The sequence below is a fragment of the Rugamonas rubra genome, assembly GCF_900114705.1.
Lineage (GTDB): Bacteria > Pseudomonadota > Gammaproteobacteria > Burkholderiales > Burkholderiaceae_D > Rugamonas > Rugamonas rubra.
Genome location: NZ_FOTW01000044.1, coordinates 1 through 18,427, shown reverse-complemented (window position 1 = coordinate 18,427; position 18,427 = coordinate 1). Strand labels below are relative to the sequence as shown.

13 protein-coding genes and 1 rRNA gene are annotated in these 18,427 nt (G+C 66.0%); 11 read left to right on the top strand and 3 right to left on the bottom strand.

Going from position 1 to position 18,427, the window contains the following annotated elements:
* Positions 1–203 precede the first annotated feature (203 nt).
* The 4 genes from rrf to BM252_RS28685 all read left to right on the top strand — a co-directional run bounded on the left by rrf (position 204) and on the right by BM252_RS28685 (position 4,321).
* A 5S ribosomal RNA gene (rrf, locus tag BM252_RS28700) occupies positions 204–316 on the top strand.
* Between the two features lie 244 nt (positions 317–560).
* Positions 561–1,028 carry a cytochrome c-550 PedF gene (pedF, locus tag BM252_RS28695; protein WP_093391136.1) on the top strand — a complete coding sequence of 156 codons (468 nt, stop codon included), beginning with the start codon at positions 561–563 and terminating at the stop codon, positions 1,026–1,028.
* 48 nt (positions 1,029–1,076) lie between these two features.
* On the top strand, positions 1,077–1,910 hold the full coding sequence (locus tag BM252_RS28690) for a substrate-binding periplasmic protein (protein WP_093391135.1): 834 nt from the start codon (positions 1,077–1,079) through the stop codon (positions 1,908–1,910).
* Complete coding sequence (locus tag BM252_RS28685; protein ID WP_093391134.1) at positions 1,907–4,321, top strand: TonB-dependent receptor; 2,415 nt, start codon at positions 1,907–1,909, stop codon at positions 4,319–4,321. The genes BM252_RS28690 and BM252_RS28685 overlap by 4 nt, the downstream gene beginning before the upstream one ends.
* Here the strand turns inward: BM252_RS28685 and BM252_RS28680 are convergent.
* The gene (locus BM252_RS28680) at positions 4,318–6,465 is read right to left on the bottom strand and encodes a TonB-dependent receptor family protein (protein WP_093391132.1); all 2,148 of its coding nucleotides are present in this window, start codon (positions 6,463–6,465) and stop codon (positions 4,318–4,320) included. The genes BM252_RS28685 and BM252_RS28680 overlap by 4 nt on opposite strands.
* A 206-nt stretch (positions 6,466–6,671) precedes the next feature.
* On the opposite strand from BM252_RS28680, the gene BM252_RS28675 reads away from it, so the two are divergent.
* The 7 genes from BM252_RS28675 to BM252_RS28645 all read left to right on the top strand — a co-directional run bounded on the left by BM252_RS28675 (position 6,672) and on the right by BM252_RS28645 (position 16,195).
* The gene (locus tag BM252_RS28675; protein ID WP_245774493.1) at positions 6,672–7,637 is read left to right on the top strand and encodes a beta-propeller fold lactonase family protein; all 966 of its coding nucleotides are present in this window, start codon (positions 6,672–6,674) and stop codon (positions 7,635–7,637) included.
* 225 nt (positions 7,638–7,862) lie between these two features.
* Positions 7,863–9,383, top strand: coding sequence for an aldehyde dehydrogenase (gene adh, locus BM252_RS28670; protein WP_093391129.1), 1,521 nt, complete (start codon positions 7,863–7,865; stop codon positions 9,381–9,383).
* A 52-nt stretch (positions 9,384–9,435) separates the two neighbouring features.
* The gene (locus BM252_RS28665) at positions 9,436–9,843 is read left to right on the top strand and encodes a DUF779 domain-containing protein (protein WP_093391127.1); all 408 of its coding nucleotides are present in this window, start codon (positions 9,436–9,438) and stop codon (positions 9,841–9,843) included.
* 59 nt (positions 9,844–9,902) lie between these two features.
* Positions 9,903–11,603: a PQQ-dependent methanol/ethanol family dehydrogenase gene (locus BM252_RS28660; RefSeq protein WP_217429985.1), complete on the top strand. Its 1,701-nt coding sequence runs from the start codon at positions 9,903–9,905 to the stop codon at positions 11,601–11,603.
* A gap of 295 nt (positions 11,604–11,898) precedes the next feature.
* Positions 11,899–13,053, top strand: coding sequence for a porin family protein (locus BM252_RS28655; RefSeq protein WP_093391124.1), 1,155 nt, complete (start codon positions 11,899–11,901; stop codon positions 13,051–13,053).
* A gap of 50 nt (positions 13,054–13,103) precedes the next feature.
* Entirely contained in the window at positions 13,104–15,215 is a 2,112-nt protein-coding gene (locus BM252_RS28650) for a 4Fe-4S binding protein (protein WP_245774492.1), read from the top strand.
* The gene (locus BM252_RS28645; protein WP_093391121.1) at positions 15,215–16,195 is read left to right on the top strand and encodes an FAD:protein FMN transferase; all 981 of its coding nucleotides are present in this window, start codon (positions 15,215–15,217) and stop codon (positions 16,193–16,195) included. The genes BM252_RS28650 and BM252_RS28645 overlap by 1 nt, the downstream gene beginning before the upstream one ends.
* Before the next feature lie 5 nt (positions 16,196–16,200).
* On the opposite strand, the gene BM252_RS28640 is transcribed toward BM252_RS28645, so the two are convergent.
* Positions 16,201–18,108, bottom strand: a complete 1,908-nt coding sequence (locus BM252_RS28640) for a sigma-54-dependent Fis family transcriptional regulator (protein ID WP_245774491.1) — start codon at positions 18,106–18,108, stop codon at positions 16,201–16,203.
* Positions 18,109–18,219: 111 nt separating this feature from the next.
* On the bottom strand, positions 18,220–18,427 hold a 208-nt coding region (locus BM252_RS31500), incomplete at its 5' end, for a hypothetical protein (RefSeq protein ID WP_217429984.1).

The window sequence follows — 18,427 nt, the reverse complement described above, 5'->3', positions numbered from 1 at the left end:
GGAAGTGCAGTAATGCATTAAGCTAACCAGTACTAATTGCCCGTACGGCTTGTCCCTATAACCTTAGCAGGTTGTAAGAATGAGAAGTTACGTGTCGCCTGAGTTGTTGAGACATACTTCATTACCCCATTCTTTACTGATACTTCTTCCCAATTTTAGAGTCTCGCTGCCCAATCGGGAGCGAACACTCGTACAAGTCAATGCCTGATGACCATAGCAAGTTGGTACCACCCCTTCCCATCCCGAACAGGACCGTGAAACAACTCTGCGCCGATGATAGTGCTGCAACCAGTGTGAAAGTAGGTTATCGTCAGGCTAGTTATTCTAAAAAACCCCTTCCAGTGATTTGGTCGGGGTTTTTTTTCGTCCATTGAATCTATCCGCAAGGCCTGTCGCTGCTACGGTGATGTGACAGCTGTCCCAAATTGGCACAGGCTTGCCGCCGGTGTTGTGCTGCAAGGGCATCTTCGCCCGGCAAGCCCCCGATACATCGACATGCTTCACGTGGCATGGCAATTGCTCTTACTGCTGTATTCCATTAAAAACAGTAGGAGACACCCATGAAACACCTTCGCACTTTCGCTACCGTCCTCATCGCCGCCTCGGCCCTGACCACGGCGCTGGCCACGGCCCACGGCAACATCATTCCGCAGACCGTCGACACGGCAGGCTTGACCCCGCTCGGCGAGAAGTGGCGCGACGAGAATCCTTATCGCGGCAACAAGGTGGCGTTGAAGCTCGGTGCCTCCGCCTACAACCAAAACTGCGCCCGCTGCCACGGCCTGGATGCGATCACAGGCGGCATCGCGCCCGACCTGCGCATGCTCGACCGCGACTGTACCAGCATCAAGAACGAAACCAAGAAGCAAGCCTGCTACAAGGAAACGGACGCCTATTACCTCACCTCCATCCGTCGCGGCAAGGTGCGCAATGGCGCCGTCTACATGCCGCCGTTTGAGGGCGTGTTCAGCCAGGAAGCCATGTGGGCCGTCAAAACCTATCTGGAAGCGCGCCGCGAAACGAACTGAGTTACGACGCTTCATCGCTGGCCAACTCCTGATCCAAAGGTGATTTCCATGTTCCCAAAATACTTACGCGCCGCGGGCGCGGCCTGTTCGCTCGCCGCCGTGCTGTTGTGCGTCGCTTCGCCGGCCCGTGCCGACTGGAGCAAGATCCAACAGTCCGGTACGCTGAAGGTGGCCGTCTACAACGAGTTCGCGCCGTTTTCGGATCGCGGCGCGGGCATCGATGTCGATCTTGCCCAGGCGTTGGCTGGCAAGTTGGGCCTCAAGCTCAACCTGCTGCCCTTCCCCGCCGGTGAAAACCTCAACGACGACCTGCGCAATATGGTGTGGAAGGGGCACTATCTCGGCTATGGCCCGGCCGACGTGATGTTGCACGTGCCGGTCGAGCCGCAACTGATGAACGAGAACGGCAAGGTGCAGATTTTGGCGCCGTACCACGTCGAGACGGTGCGCCTGGTGCGCAGCGCGCGCGCGATTCCGGCGTATGCCGGGCTCGATTCTTTGGACGGCAAAAAAATCGGCGTCGAGAAGGTGTCGATCGCCGCGATGGTGATGCTGGGCGAGGGCAACGGCCGCTTCCGCGACGACGTGCGCATCTTCGACACGGCCGCCGAGGCCCTGGAGCAGTTGAAGGCCGGCGCCATCGACGCCGTGCTGGCCAACCGCTCCGAGATCGAGGCGGTGTTCAAGAGCGATCCGGCCTATCCGCTGAGCGAGGCCACCTTCCAGCGGCTGCCGCGCGCCGGCTGGGCCGTCGGCATGGCGGTGCGCAAGGACGACGTCGAGGTGGCCAAGCTGTTGCAGGCCGCCGTCAACTCGCTGCGCGACAGCGGCGAGCTGCAGGCGATCTTCAACAAATACGGCGTGAATGTGGTGCGGCCATGATGGCGGCCGGCAGCCGTCGCCTTCCACTGGCCTGCGCGGTTCTGCTGGCCTTGGCTTCGATGCAGGCGCAGGCGCAGCAGGCCGCCCCGGGTGGAACGGGCGGCGCGGGCGCGCTGGCCGTGCCGAACGATTATCCCGCCTTGGCCATGCTGTCGGTCGACATAATCGGCGTGGCGCCGTTGCCCGGCTTGGGCGTCGAGCGGCGCCTGCTGCCGTATTCGGTGCAGACGGCGTCGGCGAAGAACAGCGAGCAGGCGCCGGGCGAAAACCTGAGCGAATTCATGGCGCGCAATCTGAGCGGTGTGAACGTCAACGAGATCTCGGGCAGCCCGTTTCAAAACGATATAACCTTTCGCGGCTTCCGCGCCTCGCCGGTGCTGGGCACCTCGCAGGGCATCTCGGTGTACCTGGACGGCGTGCGGGTGAACGAACCGTTCGGTGACGTGGTCAACTGGGACATGTTACCGGAGGCGGCCATCGGCAGCGTGCTGCTGGTGCCCGGCTCGAATCCGCTGTACGGCCTGAACACGCTGGGCGGCGCGCTCGCGTTGACCAGCAAATCAGGCCGCAGCCATCCCGGCTTCGAGGCCGACGTCTCGACCAGCAGCAGCGGCCAACGGCGCAGCGATCTGGCCTATGGCATCAGCGGCGCGGACCACTGGCACGCCTTCCTGGCCGCCACCGTGTTCAACGACCGTGGTTGGCGCGAGCATTCCGACGGCCGCCTGGGCAACGCCTACTTGAAGCTGGGCCGCGCCAGCGGCGACAGCGATTGGAGCCTGGCCCTGCTGGCCGGCAGCAGCCGCCTGGTCGGCAACGGCCTGCTGCCGAGCTACCGCGTCACCGAAGACGGTCTGCAGGACGGCTTGTATGAAAGCCAGCGCCGCGCCGCCTACACCTTCCCCGACGAGACGCGCAACCGCTTGCGCCAGGCGGTGCTGGCGATAACACAGCGGTATGGCGAGCGCACTGAGTTGTCGGCCAACGCCTACGTGCGCAACAGCCGGCGCGACACCGTCAACGGCGACGTCGCCGACGAGTATGCCGATTATGTGCGCGACTGCGCGGCCGGCTTTTTGGCCGACGGCGCGGCGGCCGATCCCGCCTCCTGCCATGACAGCCAAAGCGAGGGCGCCGCGCTGCATACGGCGTCCTTCAACACCACCCGCACGCGGCAGACCGGCCGTGGTTTCAGCGTCAACCTGAGCACCGACTTGGCCAGCCACCGCCTGGTGCTCGGCACCAGCTACGACGCCAGCAGCGTCAGCTTCGCCCAGTTCACCCAGGCCGCCGACTTCACGCCGCAACGCGCGGTGCTGGCCGACGGCACGGCCGAGCGCGAGGCCGAGTCTTCCGTCACCGGCAGCGCGCACAGCTGGGGCTTGTATGCGGCCGACACCTGGCAGCTGGCGCCGGCAACGCATTTGACGGCGTCGGCGCGCTACAACCTGGCGCGCGTCAGCAATGCTCTGGTCAACGGCGACGCGGCCCAGCCGGAAGAACGCTTCACCTATCGCAAGCTCAATCCGGCCGTCGGCATCACGCACGATGCCAACGCGGCCTTGACCTTGTTCGCCAATCTGTCGCAAAGCAATCGCGTGCCGACGGTGATCGAACTCGGTTGCGCCGACCCGGCGCAGCCTTGTCGTCTGCCGGTCGGCCTGCAGTCCGATCCCTACCTGAAACAGGTGGTGTCACGCAGTGTCGAGGCGGGCGCGCGGTGGACGGCGGGACGCGGCGCAAGCGTGTCGGCGTCGCTATACCGCATCGTCAACCGGGACGACATCCTGTTCCGCAGCGCCGGCGCGACCCAGCAGGGCTACTTCTCCAATTTCTCGCGCACGCGGCATCAAGGCATGGATTTGAACGCCAGCGCGCAGGCCGGCACGGTGACGGCGCGGCTGGCATACAGCTATCTGGACGCCAGCTACGACGCCGACGGCGAGTTGTTCACCGGCGCGCGCAACGTCAAGGTGGGGCCGGGCACGCGCATCGCCGGCCTGCCGCGCCACACGCTCAAGCTGGGACTGGACTGGCGCGCCATGCCGGCGCTGACCTTGGGCGCCGACCTGCAGGCCGTGTCCGACATGCTCAGCCAGGGCAACGAGGACGGGTTGCGCGCCGATCCCGTGGAAGGCGAACCGCTCAAGTACGCCGACTGGCGCATCCGTGGCTACGCCTTGCTCAGCCTGCGCGCCAGCTATCGTCCGGCACCGGGCTGGGAGTTGTTCGCCCGGGTCGGCAACGTGACCAACCGCCGTTATGAAAGCTACGGCGCGGTGGCACTCGACATGTTCCCGCAAGGCCGTCTGCTGCAACCGCACGACAATCCGGCCGAGGCGGCGCTGGCCCGCTTTGTCGCACCCGGCGCACCACGTTCCGTGGTGGCCGGTCTGCGTTACCGCTTCTAGAAGGCGTACTGCGCACTGGCTCCCAGCAGCCAGTTGCGCCCAGGCGCCGCCTCGTAATAGCGCTTGTTGGTGTCACCAACGATCAGCGAACCCACATACACCTTGTCGAGCAGGTTGTTCACGCGGATGAACTGCTTGAAGCGCCAGCCGCCCCAGTTCTGGCTGGCGTTGACGCGCGCGTTGAGGATGCCGTAGCCGGGCGCCGGCCTGTCCAGGTTGGCGTCCTCGGCGTAGATCCGGCTGCTGGCCTGCGCCTCCAGCGCGGCGCCGAAGCGTTCGGCGCTATCCTTCCAGGCCAACTCCGAGTAGGCGTTCGCGTTCGGCACGCCGGGCAGCCGGCTGCCGCGCTGCACCGCGCCAAAGCCCTGTTGATACACCGCGCGCAGCGTGGTCAGCGCCAGGCGCGAGCTGAAGCCGTGCTTCCACGACGAGTCCAGCGACAGTTCGGCGCCCTGGCGCAGCGTGCTGCTGGCGTTGCGATAGCTGGTGCGGCCGCCGTTGGAACTGTCGACCACCAGCTCGTCGCTGGTGCGCACCTGGAACAGGGCGGCGTTCATGCGCGTGCCCTGATCCAGCCGCGCCTTGACGCCGGCCTCCAGGTGGGTGCTTTGCGCCGCCTTCAAATTGAAGTTGAAGCCGGCGGCGGCGCCGGAATAGAACAGCTCGTTGAGGGTCGGCGCTTCGAAGCCGCGCGCGGCGCTGGCGTAGACGTTCAGACGCGGCGACACCTGGTACAGCAGGCCGAGCACCGGCGTGGTGTGGCTGTAGCTGAGCGAGCCGCTGTCGTTACCGTTGCTGGCGAAGTGGTCGTCGACCTCGACCTTCATGCGGCTGTGGCGCAGGCCGGCGCTGAGCAGCCAGGGGCCGGACTGCCACTCCGTCTGCACGTAGGGATCGACGCTGGAGACGGTGTCCCGCTCGTCGCGGCGCAGCTTGCCGCGCACGCCGAACTGGGCGCCGACGAAGTTCTCGTAGCCCTGGCGGGCGTCGGACGAGCGGCCGTAGTCGATGCCGATCGTGGTGCTCAGTTTACCGCCGGCCAGCTGGACCACGTGCAGCCAGTTGATGTCGCTGCCATAGAAGTCGCGGTCGAAGTCGACCACGCCGCCGGAGTGGCTGGCCGGCGCCTGGAAGCCCTTGGAGAAGGCCTGGTACTGGATCACCTGGCGGTTGCCGGCGTAGGCGGTGACGCGCAGGCGGTCGTCGCCGAAGCGCTGTTCCCAGCTGGCGCCGAGCTGCTGGTGGTCGATGCTCTTGCGGGTGTCGTAGCGTTCGGCGAAAGTGCGCTTGGACGACTGGGTGTCGGTGCTGTCGATCTCGCCGGCGCGCGGGTCGCGTAGGAAGGTGGCCCACTGCACGCCGAGCGGGTCCTGGGTGTCGTGCTGGCGCAGGCCGTTGGCGACGATGGTCAGTTTGGCGCCGTCGAGTGGCGCCAGGGTCAGCTTGGCCATTGCCTGCTCGCGCCGGGCGGCGCTGTGGCTGCGGTAGCCGTCGGTGTCGAAGCGCGACGCGTCGAGCACATAGCCGACCGCGCCGGCTTTGCCCCGGGCGTTCAGGTCGAGCTTGCGGGCGCCGTCGCTGCCGCCGACCAGCGTGGTCTCCAGCGTCGGCGCACCGTCGCCGTCGCGGGTGAACAACTGGATCACGCCGCCGGAGTGGTTGCCGTAGATGGCCGAGAAGGGGCCGCGCAGCACCTCGATGCGTTCGGCCATGTCGAGGTTGAAGGTGGCCGCCTGGCCCTGGCCGTCGGGCATGCTGGCCGGGATGCCGTCGGCGATCAGGCGCACGCCGCGTACGCCGAAGGCCGAGCGCGCGCCGAAGCCGCGCGAGGAGATCTGCAAGTCCTGCGCGTAGTTTTGCCGGTTCTGCGCGACCAGGCCGGGCACGGCGGCCAGCGCCTCGGAGGCGTTGACGCGGGCCTGGCCGTCGCGGATGCGGGCGGCGTCGAGCACGTCGATGGCGGCCGGTAGGTCGAAGCTGGCATGGCCGACGCGGGTGCCGCTGACCACCACCACCTCGGCCGACGCAGCGGCGTCGGCGCCGTTCGAGTCGGCGCTGGCGGAATAGGCGGCCGGCGCCAGCGCCGCGCTACCGGCGGTGAATAGGGCGGCGATCGCGTTCAAACGAAAGGGGTGCTGCTTCATGGTGTCTCCAAGCTGGTGAGGTGAAGGTGCCGCTTCGGCGCGGTTGCGCCGGCTGGTCTGGTCTTTTGTAGTAAGCAATATGCCTGCCATGGCTTTGGCGCGGCGCGCGGCATCGACGCTGTGCGCGGCGCGGCGCCTGGCACGGCGATTGCATCTTCTTTCGCGCACGCGCGCGATTCCGCGCGCGGCTGATGAAAGGCCGTGCCGTGAACAACCTGAACCAAACATCCCTTGCGCTGCGCGCGGCGGCGCTGGCGTGCAGCCTGCTAGTTGGTGGCGTGGCGCTGGCGGCGCCGTTCGCCTACGTGCCGAACGAGAAGTCGGGCAGCATCAGCGTCATCGACACCGCCAACGCCACAGTCGTGCGCACCATCAGCGCCGGCACGCGGCCGCGCGGCATCGCCAGCGATCCGTCCGGGCAGCGCCTGTACGTGACCGACGCCGCCAGCAACGAGCTGCTGGTCATCGACAGCGGCAACGGCGTGATGCTGAAGCGGATTGCGCTTGGCAAGTCGCCCGAGGGCGTCAGCGCCTCGGCCGACGGCAAGTACATCGCCGTCGCCGTCGAGGAGAGCAACAGCGTCAGCCTGATCGACGCGGCCAGCGGCGCTCTGCTGGCCGATATCAAGGTGCAGGGCAAGAATCCCGAGCATGCTGTGTTCAGCCCGGACGGCCGCTGGCTGCTGGTCAGCGCCGAGGAGGCCGAGCAGGTCGACGTGATCGACGTCGCGGCGCGGCGGCAGAGCGGCAGCATCGCGGTCGGCCTGCGGCCGCGCGGCATCGGCTTCGCGCCGGACTCGAGCCGCGCCTACGTCGCCTGCGAGATGGTCAACACCGTCTTCGTCATCGACATGGCCAGCCAACGGGCGGTGGCCAAGGTGGCCGCCGGGCGCAACGCCAACGGCATTGCGGTGCACCCGGACGGTAAACACGTGTATGTCTCCAACGGCACCGACGGCAGCGTGATGGTGATCGACACGGCGCGCAACGCGGTCAGCGCCACCATCGCCGTCGGCAAGCGGCCCTGGAACATGGCGCTGACGCCGGACGGCGCCACGCTGTATGTCGCCAACGGCCGCTCCAACAGCGTCTCGGTGATCGACACGGCGAGTGCCAGCAAGAGCGCCGAGGTGGCCGTCGGCGAGCTGCCCTGGGGTGTGGTGATTCGTTGAATGATGTGACAACTGTTCCAAACTTGAACAGGTGTCGCAGGGCGGAGCGGGCGCGGCGGCGGTGGCGCCGCCGGCGGGGAGGCGCTCCTCCCCTCTGACAACCCGCATTCCAACGCGCCTCCCGCCCGGCGCGAAGGAGCTGGCACGGCACTTGCGAAAAGAGACATGTGCCCAACCGGCCCCGTTTCCATAACGGCTCATAACCAAAGCAGAAAGAGGACGACAATGAATCTCGCGGACATCAGCAAACTGGGTGTAGCCAACCCATTCAAACCACGTTACGACAACTACATCGGCGGCAAATTCGTCGCGCCGGTGAACGGTCTCTACTTCGGTAACATCACGCCGATCACCGGCCAGGTGTTCTGCGAGATCGCCCGCTCCACCGCCGAGGACGTCGAACTGGCGCTGGACGCGGCCCACGCCGCCAAGGCCGCCTGGGGCAAGACCTCGCAAACCGAGCGCGCCAACATCCTCAACAAGATCGCCGACCGCATGGAGGCCAACCTGGCCCTGATCGCGACGGCCGAGACCATCGACAACGGCAAGCCGATCCGCGAAACCATGGCGGCCGACATTCCGCTGGCGATCGACCACTTCCGCTACTTCGCCGGCTGCATCCGCGCCCAGGAAGGCTCGGTCGCACAGATCGATTCGGAGACCTACGCCTACCACTTCCACGAGCCGCTCGGCGTGGTCGGCCAGATCATCCCTTGGAACTTCCCGATCCTGATGGCGGTGTGGAAGCTGGCGCCGGCGCTGGCCGCCGGCAACTGCGTGGTGTTGAAGCCGGCCGAACAGACCCCGGCTTCCATCATGGTACTGATCGAATTGATCGGCGACCTGCTGCCGCCGGGCGTGCTCAACATCGTCAACGGCTTCGGCCTGGAGGCGGGCAAGCCGCTGGCCTCGAACAAGCGCATCGCCAAGATCGCCTTCACCGGCGAAACCGGCACCGGCCGCCTGATCATGCAGTACGCGGCGCAGAACCTGATCCCGGTGACGCTGGAACTGGGCGGCAAGTCGCCGAACATCTTCTTCGCCGACGTGATGGACGCCGACGACGACTTCTTCGACAAATGCCTGGAAGGCTTCGCCATGTTCGCGCTGAACCAGGGCGAGGTGTGCACCTGCCCGTCGCGCGTGCTGATCCAGGAATCGATCTACGAGAAGTTCATCGAACGCGCGCTCAAGCGCGTCGCCGCCATCAAGCAGGGCAACCCGCTCGACTCGTCGACGATGATCGGCGCCCAGGCCTCGCAGGAGCAGATGGAGAAAATCCTCTCCTACATGGACATCGGCAAACAGGAAGGCGCCGAGCTGCTCGCCGGCGGCGCGCGCAACAACCAGAGCGGCGACCTGGAGGGCGGCTACTACGTCACCCCTACCGTCTTCAAGGGCCACAACAAGATGCGCATCTTCCAGGAGGAGATCTTCGGCCCGGTGGTGTCGGTCACCACCTTCAAGGATGAAGCCGAAGCGCTGGAAATCGCCAACGACACCTTGTACGGCCTGGGCGCCGGCCTGTGGACGCGCGACGGTTCGCGCGCCTTCCGCGTCGGCCGCGGCATCCAGGCCGGCCGCGTCTGGACCAACTGCTACCACCTGTACCCGGCCCACGCCGCGTTCGGCGGCTACAAGCAGTCGGGCATCGGCCGCGAAAACCACAAGATGATGTTGGACCACTACCAGCAGACCAAGAATCTTCTGGTCAGCTACAGCCCGAAAGCGCTGGGCTTCTTCTAACTGCGGCACCGTGCCCCGCCGCGTCCGCGGCGGGGCTTCTGAAAGGCTCACCATGCATAACGCTATCGCGCGCGTCACGGCCACCGCCGCCGCGTTGGAGATGATCGCCCGCCTGCGCCTGCAGCACGGCCCGCTCATGTTCTTCCAGTCGGGCGGCTGCTGCGACGGCAGCGCGCCGATGTGCTACGCGTCCGGCGAGTTCAATCTCAGCGACACCGACGTCTACCTCGGCAACCTGGATGGCACGCCTTTCTACATGGGGCTCGAGCAGTTCGAGTACTGGGAACACACGCAGCTGATCATCGATGTGGTGAATGGTAATGGCGGCATGTTCTCGTTGGATAACGGCACCGGGCAGCGTTTTTTGACGCGCTCGCGCCTGTTCACCGACGAGGAGCTGGGCATGCTGCATCAGGCCGAGCAGGGCAGGGGCCGCAACGCGTTTAAATCCGATAATTAAAAATAGAGGGGAAGATTGTGCAGAAAAAAATCATCGCAGTATGCCTAGGCTTGGCCGGCATGACGTTGGCGCAGGCCGCCGATGTCACCACCGCCATGCTGAACAAGGCATCCAAGAGTACCGACAGCGTGCTGTCGTTCGGTATGGGCGCGGAAGGCCAGCGCTACTCGCCGCTCACCCAGGTCAACACCGGCAACGTCGCCAAGCTGGCGCCGGCCTGGTCGTTCTCCTTCGGCGGCGAGAAGCAGCGCGGCCAGGAGTCGCAACCGCTGATCTACAAGGGCAAGATGTTCGTCACCGCGTCGTATTCGCGCATCTTCGCGATCGACTTGAAGACCGGCGCCAAGCTGTGGAAGTATGAGCACCGTCTGCCCGACGGCATCATGCCTTGCTGCGACGTGGTCAACCGTGGCGCCGCGCTGTACGGCAACCTGGTCATCTTCGGCACGCTCGACGCCTATCTGGTGGCGCTGGACCAGGACACCGGCAAGATTGTCTGGAAGGAGAAGGTCGACGACTACGCGGCCGGCTATTCGATGACGGCGGCGCCGTTGATCGCCAACGGCGTGTTGCTGACCGGTGTGTCCGGCGGCGAGTTCGGCGTTGTCGGCCGCGTCGAGGCGCGCAATCCGGCCACCGGCGATCTGCTGTGGACCCGGCCGACAGTCGAAGGCCATATGGGCTACCGCTACGACAAGGACGGCAAGGCGATCGAGAACGGCATCTCCGGCACGCTGAACAAGACCTGGCCGGGCGACCTGTGGAAAACCGGCGGCGCCTCGACTTGGATGGGCGGCACCTACGACGCCGGCACCGGCCTGGCCTACTTCGGCACCGGCAATCCGGCGCCGTGGAACAGCCACCTGCGTCCCGGCGACAACCTGTTCTCCTCGTCGACCGTGGCGCTGGACGTGAAGACCGGCCAGATCAAATGGTCCTACCAGAACACGCCAAACGATTCGTGGGACTTCGACGGTGCCAACGAGTTCGTCACCTTCGACATGGATGGCAAGCGTTACGGCGGCAAGGCCGACCGCAACGGCTTCTTCTACGTGATCGACGCGAACAACGGCAAGCTGCAGAACGCCTTCCCGTTCGTGAAGAAGATCACCTGGGCCAGCAGCATCGACCTGAAGACCGGCCGACCCAACTTCATCAAGGAGAACCGTCCGGGCGATCCGACCAAGGGCGAAGAGGGCAAGAAGGGCAGCACCGTGTTCTCGGCGCCGGCCTTCCTCGGCGCGAAGAACCAGATGCCGATGGCCTACAGCCCGCAGACCAAGTTGTTCTATGTGCCGGCCAACGAATGGGGCATGGACATCTGGAACGAGCCGATCAGCTACAAGAAGGGCGGCGCCTTCCTTGGCGCGGGCTTCACCATCCGCCCGCTGAACGAGGACTACATCGGCGCGATGCGCGCGGTCGATCCGAAGACCGGCAAGATCGTTTGGGAGATCAAGAACAACGCGCCACTGTGGGGCGGTGTGATGACCACCGCCGGCGGCCTGGTGTTCTACGGCACGCCTGAGGGCTACCTGAAGGCGGTCGACGCCAAGAACGGCAAGGAACTGTGGAAGTTCCAAACCGGCTCCGGCGTGGTGGCGCCGCCGGTCACTTGGCAGGATGGCGATACGCAGTACATCGCCGTGGTCTCCGGCTGGGGTGGCGCGGTGCCGCTGTGGGGCGGCGAGGTGGCCAAGAAGGTCAACTTCCTCGAACAGGGTGGTTCCGTCTGGGTGTTCAAACTGCCGGCCAAGTAATTCGATTGAGCCGCGTTCAGGAGTCAAGGGTTGATATGCCCTCTCCAGCCTGAACGCTTTTTTCTGACGGCTTCGGCCGTCAGTTTTTTTTTGTAGGCCTTGCTGGCGCTGGTGCGCTTTGACGATAGGTCTAATTGTGAACAGTGGCGCAACAGTCTGATCCAGTTCTGCACACCGTGTGCGTCGCGCCGCGCGCCTTCCCCCCGTAAGCGCCGGCGGGCATGCAAATTGCGAAGGTGAAGTTACATCAAACGCGATGTATCACCAACAAACCGATAAGAAACGGGGACAACAAATGAAGAAGATTTTCGTACTGGGCGCGCTGGCTGCAGCGGCAACGCAATCCGCGCAGGCGGTCGATTTCAAGGCCGGTGACTGGAACCTGTCGCTGGGCGGCATCGTCAACGCCTACTACACGCAAGTGTCCTGCTCGGGCGACGCGGTCGGCGGACTGGCGCTGGGCGGCAAGGCGCTCGGCTGCGGAGGCGAGAACGGCCGCACCACCATCGGCAACGGCCTGCTGCCGAACGGCCTGGTGACGTCGGCCTCGTCGCGCCAGGGCGACTACGACATCAAGGCGCTGATCGGCATCTACAGCGCCACCGCCACCGACAGCGCCATCGCGCAGAACAACGTGGTCGACGTGCGCCAGGCCTACTTCACCTTCGGTAACGCGCAGATGGGCACGGTCAAGCTGGGCCGCGACAACGGCATCTTCGGCGCCAACGCCATCTTCGGCGACATGACCTTGATCGGCGCCGGCGCGCCGGTGCAGGCGACCCAGCGCGGCCGCGTCACGCTGGGCCACATCGGCGCCGGCTACAGCTATGTGGGCTACTACGGCCAGATCGCCTACAGCTCGCCGAAGTCCTCGTCCGGCCTGAGTGTGGACGCGGCGCTGGTCAGCCCGGTGGCCGACACGCCGATCATCGCCGGCCCGCGCTACAGCACCAAGTCGAGCCCGCAGGTACAGGCGCAGCTGAGCTACGCGGCCGACGGCTTCAAGGGCTGGCTGGGCGTGAAGACGCAGAAGTTCACCACCACCACGCCGGGCACGGGCGACCTGACCATGTCCGGCATGGAGCTGGGCGCCTCGTACAGCAACGGCCCGGCTGCACTGCTGGCCAACTTCCAGGCCGGCAAGGCGCTGGGCATCCTGTCGGACGCCGACCAGGGCGACACCAAGTCGAAGAACTACTTCGTGCAGGGCACCTACAAGGCGGCCGACAAGCTCAAGCTGGGTCTGAGCTACGGCATCAGCAAGAACGACGACAACACCGCCGGCACCGGCGGCCTGAAGTCGAACGCCAACCTGACGCTGGGCGCGTACTACAACATCACCAGCGCCATCACGCTGATTGGTGAAGTCGGCCAGACCCGCTCGAAGGCCTTCGCCGGCGGCGAAGGTAAGCTCAACGGCGCCTCGTTCGGCGGTATCATCTTCTTCTGATCGCTGGCAGGCGGTGGCGTGGCTGCCGCCGCCTGCATAACAAGGCAGACATGCGAATTCTGTTCAAGCTTGTATTCACCATGCTGGCACTGCTGATGACGGCGGCGCCGGCACCGGCACTGGCGGGCGTGATGACGCACGACGAGTTGGTACGGCGCTTTCCGGCGCCGCTGATCGTCGGTCAGAAGGACGCCGAGCTGGCCGCTTGGCCGCTGTTCAAGCAAAACGCCACCGCGACCGAGCTGGTGGGCTATGTGTTCGAATCGGCCGACCTGGCGCCGATTCCGGGTTTCTCCGGCGTGCCGCCGAATATGCTGGTGACGATCGACACCAAGGGCGGCTTCCTCGACGTGGTCATGCTGTCGCAGCACGAGCCGGTGTTCCTCGACGGTCTGGGCGAGGGGCCGCTGCTGCAGTTCGTCAAACAGTACCAGGGCCTGTCGCTCAAGCAGAGCATCAGCATCGAGACCAACACCAAGCGCGCGCGCCATCCCGACGCCGCGCATGCCTATATCGACGGCGTCTCCAAGGCGACGGCGTCGGTGCGCATCATCAACCAGAGCGTGCTGGCGGCGGCGCTGAAGGTGGCGCGCAAAAAGCTGGGCTTCGCGGCGGGCCGCGACCCGGACATGATCGCGCGCGTGCGCCAGGACGTGTTCGACAGCCGCAGCACCGAGCAGCTGTTGGCCGACGGCCTGGTCGCGCATCTGCGCGTGAGCAACCGCGACGTCGAGAAGCTGTTCGCCGGCAGCCCGGGCGCCGGCCTGGATGCGCAGGCGCTGCAGCGGCCCGACGAAGTGTTCATCGACCTGTACCTGGCCTATGCGTCGGTGCCGTCGGTGGGCCGCAATGTGCTGACGGCGCGCGGCTGGACCAAATTGAAGGGCCGGCTGGACGACGGCGACCACGCGATGCTGGTCATGTCCACCGGCCGGCACAGCATCATCGGCGAGGAGTTCGTGCGCGGCAGCGTGTCCGACCGGCTGTTGTTGAAGCAGGACGGCCTGCCGATCGATATGCGCGACCTGGATCTGGAGCTGGCGCTGGCCGACAGCCTGCATCTGCCGGACGCCAGCGTCACGGCCCTGCGCATCATCAGCCAGGCCGGCCTCGATCCGGGCAGTCCCATGGAGTTTTCGCTGCCGATCACGCGCAGCAAGGGCATCGTCTATCCGGAGCGCTTCACGCGCGAGTTGAAGATCGCGTATCGCCTACCGGCGCGGTTTTATCTGGCGGGGGAGGGCAACAACAAGTCTTGGCAGGGCGTGTGGGGCAGCCGGCGCGACGAGCTGCTGGTGCTGGGCGTGGCGCTGGCCGTGTTGGCGCTGGCGCTGGCCATGCAGCGCCGCCTGAGCGCGAACGGCCGCCGCTTCGCCTGGTTCCGCGCCGGCTTCCTCGCCTTCACGGTGGGCTTTGTCGGCTACTACGCGCAGGGGCAGCTGTCGATCGTCAACCTGACCGGCGTGGCGCAGGCGCTGCTGGCCGGGCGCGGCCTGGAGTTCCTGCTGTTCGATCCGATGACCGTGGTGCTGTGGCTGTTTGTGGCGCTGTCGCTGCTGCTGTGGGGGCGCGGCACCTTCTGCGGTTGGCTGTGCCCCTTCGGCGCGTTGCAGGAGTTGACGGGCAAGCTGGCGCAGTGGCTGCACATACCGCAGCTCAAGCTGCGCGGCGTGACCGACGCGCGCTTGAAGATTCTCAAGTACGTGCTGCTGGCGCTGATCATGGCCAGCACCTTGTTCCAGACCGAGCTGACCGACAAGCTGGTCGAGCTGGAACCGTTCAAGACCGCCATCACTTTGAACTTCGTCCGCTCGTGGCCGTATGTGGCCTACGCGGTCGGGTTGTTGTTGGCCAGTAGCTTCGTCTACAAGTTCTTTTGCCGCTACCTGTGCCCGTTCGGCGCGGCGCTGGCGCTGCTGGGCCGCGTCCGCCTGCTGGACTGGATTCCACGCCGCAGCGAGTGCGGCACGCCGTGCCAAACCTGCCGCCACCGTTGCGACTACCAGGCCATCAAGCCCGATGGCAAGGTGGTCTACGAGGAGTGCTTCCAGTGCTTGGACTGCGTGGTGATCTATGAAAGCGACGAGAAGTGTGCGCCGTTGATGCTGGAGCTGAAACGCTCCCGCACCATTCCGATTATGCCCGTGCAAAGGAGTTCCTGATGCGTCGTCGAAGCTTTATTTGCGCCGGTATCGGCGCCATGGCGGCGGTGGCCACGATCGCCGCGCGCAGCGGCATGCGGCGCCACAGTGGCGCTGCGCTGGCCTTCGGCACCACGATCGGCATCACGCTGATGCACGACGACGCGCGCCAGGCGCAGCTGGCGATCGAGGATGCCCTGAGCGCGGCGCAGTCGGTCGACCGCTTGATGAGCATCTACAACCGGGCCAGCCAGGTCTACCAATTGAATCGCGACGGTGTGCTGGCGCGGCCGCACCCGCACTTGCTGGCGGTGCTGGCGCAGGCGCGCGAGTTGTCGCGCCTGAGCGATGGCGCCTTCGACATCACCGTTCAGCCGCTGTGGCAAACCTTCAGCGCGGCGGCGCAGCAGTCGGCGCTGCCGTCGGACCAGCAGCGGCGGCGCGCGCATGGACTGGTCGACTGGCGCCAGCTTGACTTCGACAGCCGCCAAGCGCGCCTGCGCGGGGCCGGCATGGCGATCACCCTCAACGGGCTGGCGCAGGGCTACGCGGCCGACCTGGCATTGGCGGCGGTGCAGGCGCGCGGCGTGCGCCACGCCTTGATCGACGCCGGCGAATTCGTCGCGCGCGGACGCCGGCGCGGCGCCGACCCGTGGACGCTGGGAGTGCGCGACCCGCGCGAGGCCGACGCGCTGGCGGCAACGTTGTATATAGATGGCTGCGGCGTCGCCACCTCGGGCGACTACGAGGCGGCGTTCACGCCGGACTTCGCCCACCACCATATCTTCGACCCGGCGCTCGGCGATTCGCCCACCGAGTTGGCCAGCGTGACGGTGCTGGCGCCGAACGGCATGCTGGCCGACGGCCTGTCGACCGCCTTCATGGTGATGGGGCGCGACAGGGCGCGCGCCATGGCGGCGCAACTGCCCGGCGTGGACCTGATGACCATCGATAAGCAGGGTGGGGTGTGGCGCTCGGCCACCTTCCCGCCGACCGCCTGAACGGCTCACTTCAGGTTGGGCACCTTGCGGTAGATGGTGTTGCGCGAGACGCCCAGCGCGCGCGCCGTGGCCGAGACGTTGCCGCCGTGCGCCTCGAGCGACTTGAGGATCACCGACTGCTCCATCTCCTCCAGGTTGGCGCCGGTGGCGATCATCTGGGCGGTGCTATGGCTGTCGCCCAGGGTCTGCGCCACCTCGATATCGTCGAGGAAGTCGTCGGGCATGTGGCGCTGGCAGATCTCGTGCTCGTCGCCGGCCATGACGATGGCGGTGCGCAGCAGGTTGGTCAGCTGGCGGAAGTTGCCCGGCCATTTGTGCTGGTGGAACAGGCGCAGCAGCTCGGGCGAGATGGCGTGGCGCTCGCTGCCCGACTCGGCGGCGAGGATCTTCTTGACCACGGTGTCGAGGTCGGTGCGCTCGCGCAGTGGCGGCAGCTTGACCACCAGGCCGTTCAGACGGTAATACAAATCCTCGCGGAACAGGCCCTTGGCCATGCGCTCGCGCAGATTGTGGTTGGTGGCGCAGATGACTTCGACGTTGACGGGGATCGATTTGCCGCTGCCGAGCGGCGTCACCATGCGCTCCTGCAGCACGCGCAGCAGGCGCGCCTGCAGGCTGAAGGGCATGTCGCCGATCTCGTCGAGGAACAAGGTGCCGCCGTTGGCCTGCAGGATGCGGCCGATGGCGCCCTTCTTGCGGGCGCCGGTGAAGGCGCCGTCCTCGTAGCCGAACAGCTCCGACTCGATCAGCGTCTCGGGAATCGAGGCGCAGTTGACGGCGACGAAGGGGCTCATGGCGCGCGGCGAATCGTTGTGGATGGCCTGGGCCAGCAGCTCCTTGCCGGTGCCGGTCTCGCCCATGATCATGATGGGGATGTCGCGGCCGAGCACTTTGGATACCTTGTCGATCACCAGCTCCAGTTGCGGATCGCCGGTGCGCAGGTAGCGCAGACCGGACAGGCGGCGCGCCGCGCTGGCGGCATGGCCGGCCGCCGCGCTGCCGGCCGAAGGCGAGGGCGCGGTCGCCGGCGCGGTCGGCTCGGCGGCGCCCAGCGATTGCTGGAACACGCCGCTCGACAAGCGCAGTTGGGCGCGGCCGTAGACCCGCACGCCGCTGTGCATGCACAGGTTGAGCAGGCCGGGCGAGGCGGTGCGGTAGTGCTCATACAGCGCCGACACCGGCAAGCCGAACAAGGAGCTGAAGGTGTGTGACTGCAGCGCCGCGTAGGACAGGCCGAGCTGGAACAAGCCGTTGCGGTTGGCCGACAGGAAGCGGCCGCCGGGGCTGAACGAGGCGATGCCCTCCATCAGCGTGCCGATGAACTCGGGGCGGGCGTGGAAGTGGACGGTGATGGCGTCCTCGAAGGTGGCGGCGAACAGCTGGTTCTCGATCATCAACGCGGACATGCGCACCAGGGCCATGGTGTGCTTGTGGAAGCTGCGCTGGTCGCCGGAGACGTCGAGCACGCCGACCACGTTGCCCAGGTGGTCGGTGATTGGCGCCGCCGAGCAGGTCAGGAAGTGGTTGGCGGACAGGAAGTGCTGGTCGGCGTGGACCAGCGCCGGCGCCTTTTCGGCGATGGCGGTGCCGATCGCGTTGGTGCCCTTGCTGGCCTCGGACCAGGCCACGCCCGGTTGCAGCGCGACGCGGTTGGCCTTCTCGAGGAAGTCGTCGTCGCCCAGCGAGTGGACGATGACGCCGTTGGCGTCGGTCAGGATCACCATATTGTGGGTGTTGACGATCTGCTGGTACAGCGTCTCCATGGCCGGCACCGCATGGGTGTGCAGCAGGCGGTTCTTTTCGATCAGGACGGAGAGGGCGTCGGCTCGTATCGGGCTGAAATCGGCCGCGCCGTCCGGCGCCAGGCCGTAGGCCACCGAGCGCTGGTGCGAGGTTTCGATGATGAGCGGCATATTGTCGGCCCATCCGGCCGCCCTGGGCGTGCAGGTGGCGGGCACGGCGGCGCTATTCAGATCTTGAGCAGTCTGTCGGTACATGGGGTCTCGTCTCCAGTGAGCCGTGTTCTATGCACGGCCTTCTTGTAACTGCACAAGTGCTCCATAATGTAGCACCTGTGCAGAATGTGAGCAAAGCAAAGCGGGCTGCAGCGCGCCACTGTTGTTGCGTAACTGGAGAAGCAAGCTTGGTGCCAGCACCGGAAATAGTTCTTGTAAGTAAACAGTCGCTTTGCTATAGTTCGCCTCCCCGCAGAACGGAGCGCGCAAAACAGCG

What these genes read in the sequence shown, in the direction of transcription:
- BM252_RS28650 (WP_245774492.1), top strand. Translation starts at nt 13,104, where the DNA reads ATGCGAATTCTGTTCAAGCTTGTATTCACCATGCTGGCACTGCTGATG.
- BM252_RS28655 (WP_093391124.1), top strand. Translation starts at nt 11,899, where the DNA reads ATGAAGAAGATTTTCGTACTGGGCGCGCTGGCTGCAGCGGCAACGCAA.
- BM252_RS28640 (WP_245774491.1), bottom strand. Translation starts at nt 18,108, where the DNA reads ATGCCGCTCATCATCGAAACCTCGCACCAGCGCTCGGTGGCCTACGGC.
- BM252_RS28680 (WP_093391132.1), bottom strand. Translation starts at nt 6,465, where the DNA reads ATGAAGCAGCACCCCTTTCGTTTGAACGCGATCGCCGCCCTATTCACC.
- BM252_RS28685 (WP_093391134.1), top strand. Translation starts at nt 1,907, where the DNA reads ATGATGGCGGCCGGCAGCCGTCGCCTTCCACTGGCCTGCGCGGTTCTG.
- BM252_RS28690 (WP_093391135.1), top strand. Translation starts at nt 1,077, where the DNA reads ATGTTCCCAAAATACTTACGCGCCGCGGGCGCGGCCTGTTCGCTCGCC.
- pedF (WP_093391136.1), top strand. Translation starts at nt 561, where the DNA reads ATGAAACACCTTCGCACTTTCGCTACCGTCCTCATCGCCGCCTCGGCC.
- BM252_RS28660 (WP_217429985.1), top strand. Translation starts at nt 9,903, where the DNA reads ATGACGTTGGCGCAGGCCGCCGATGTCACCACCGCCATGCTGAACAAG.
- adh (WP_093391129.1), top strand. Translation starts at nt 7,863, where the DNA reads ATGAATCTCGCGGACATCAGCAAACTGGGTGTAGCCAACCCATTCAAA.
- BM252_RS28665 (WP_093391127.1), top strand. Translation starts at nt 9,436, where the DNA reads ATGCATAACGCTATCGCGCGCGTCACGGCCACCGCCGCCGCGTTGGAG.
- BM252_RS28645 (WP_093391121.1), top strand. Translation starts at nt 15,215, where the DNA reads ATGCGTCGTCGAAGCTTTATTTGCGCCGGTATCGGCGCCATGGCGGCG.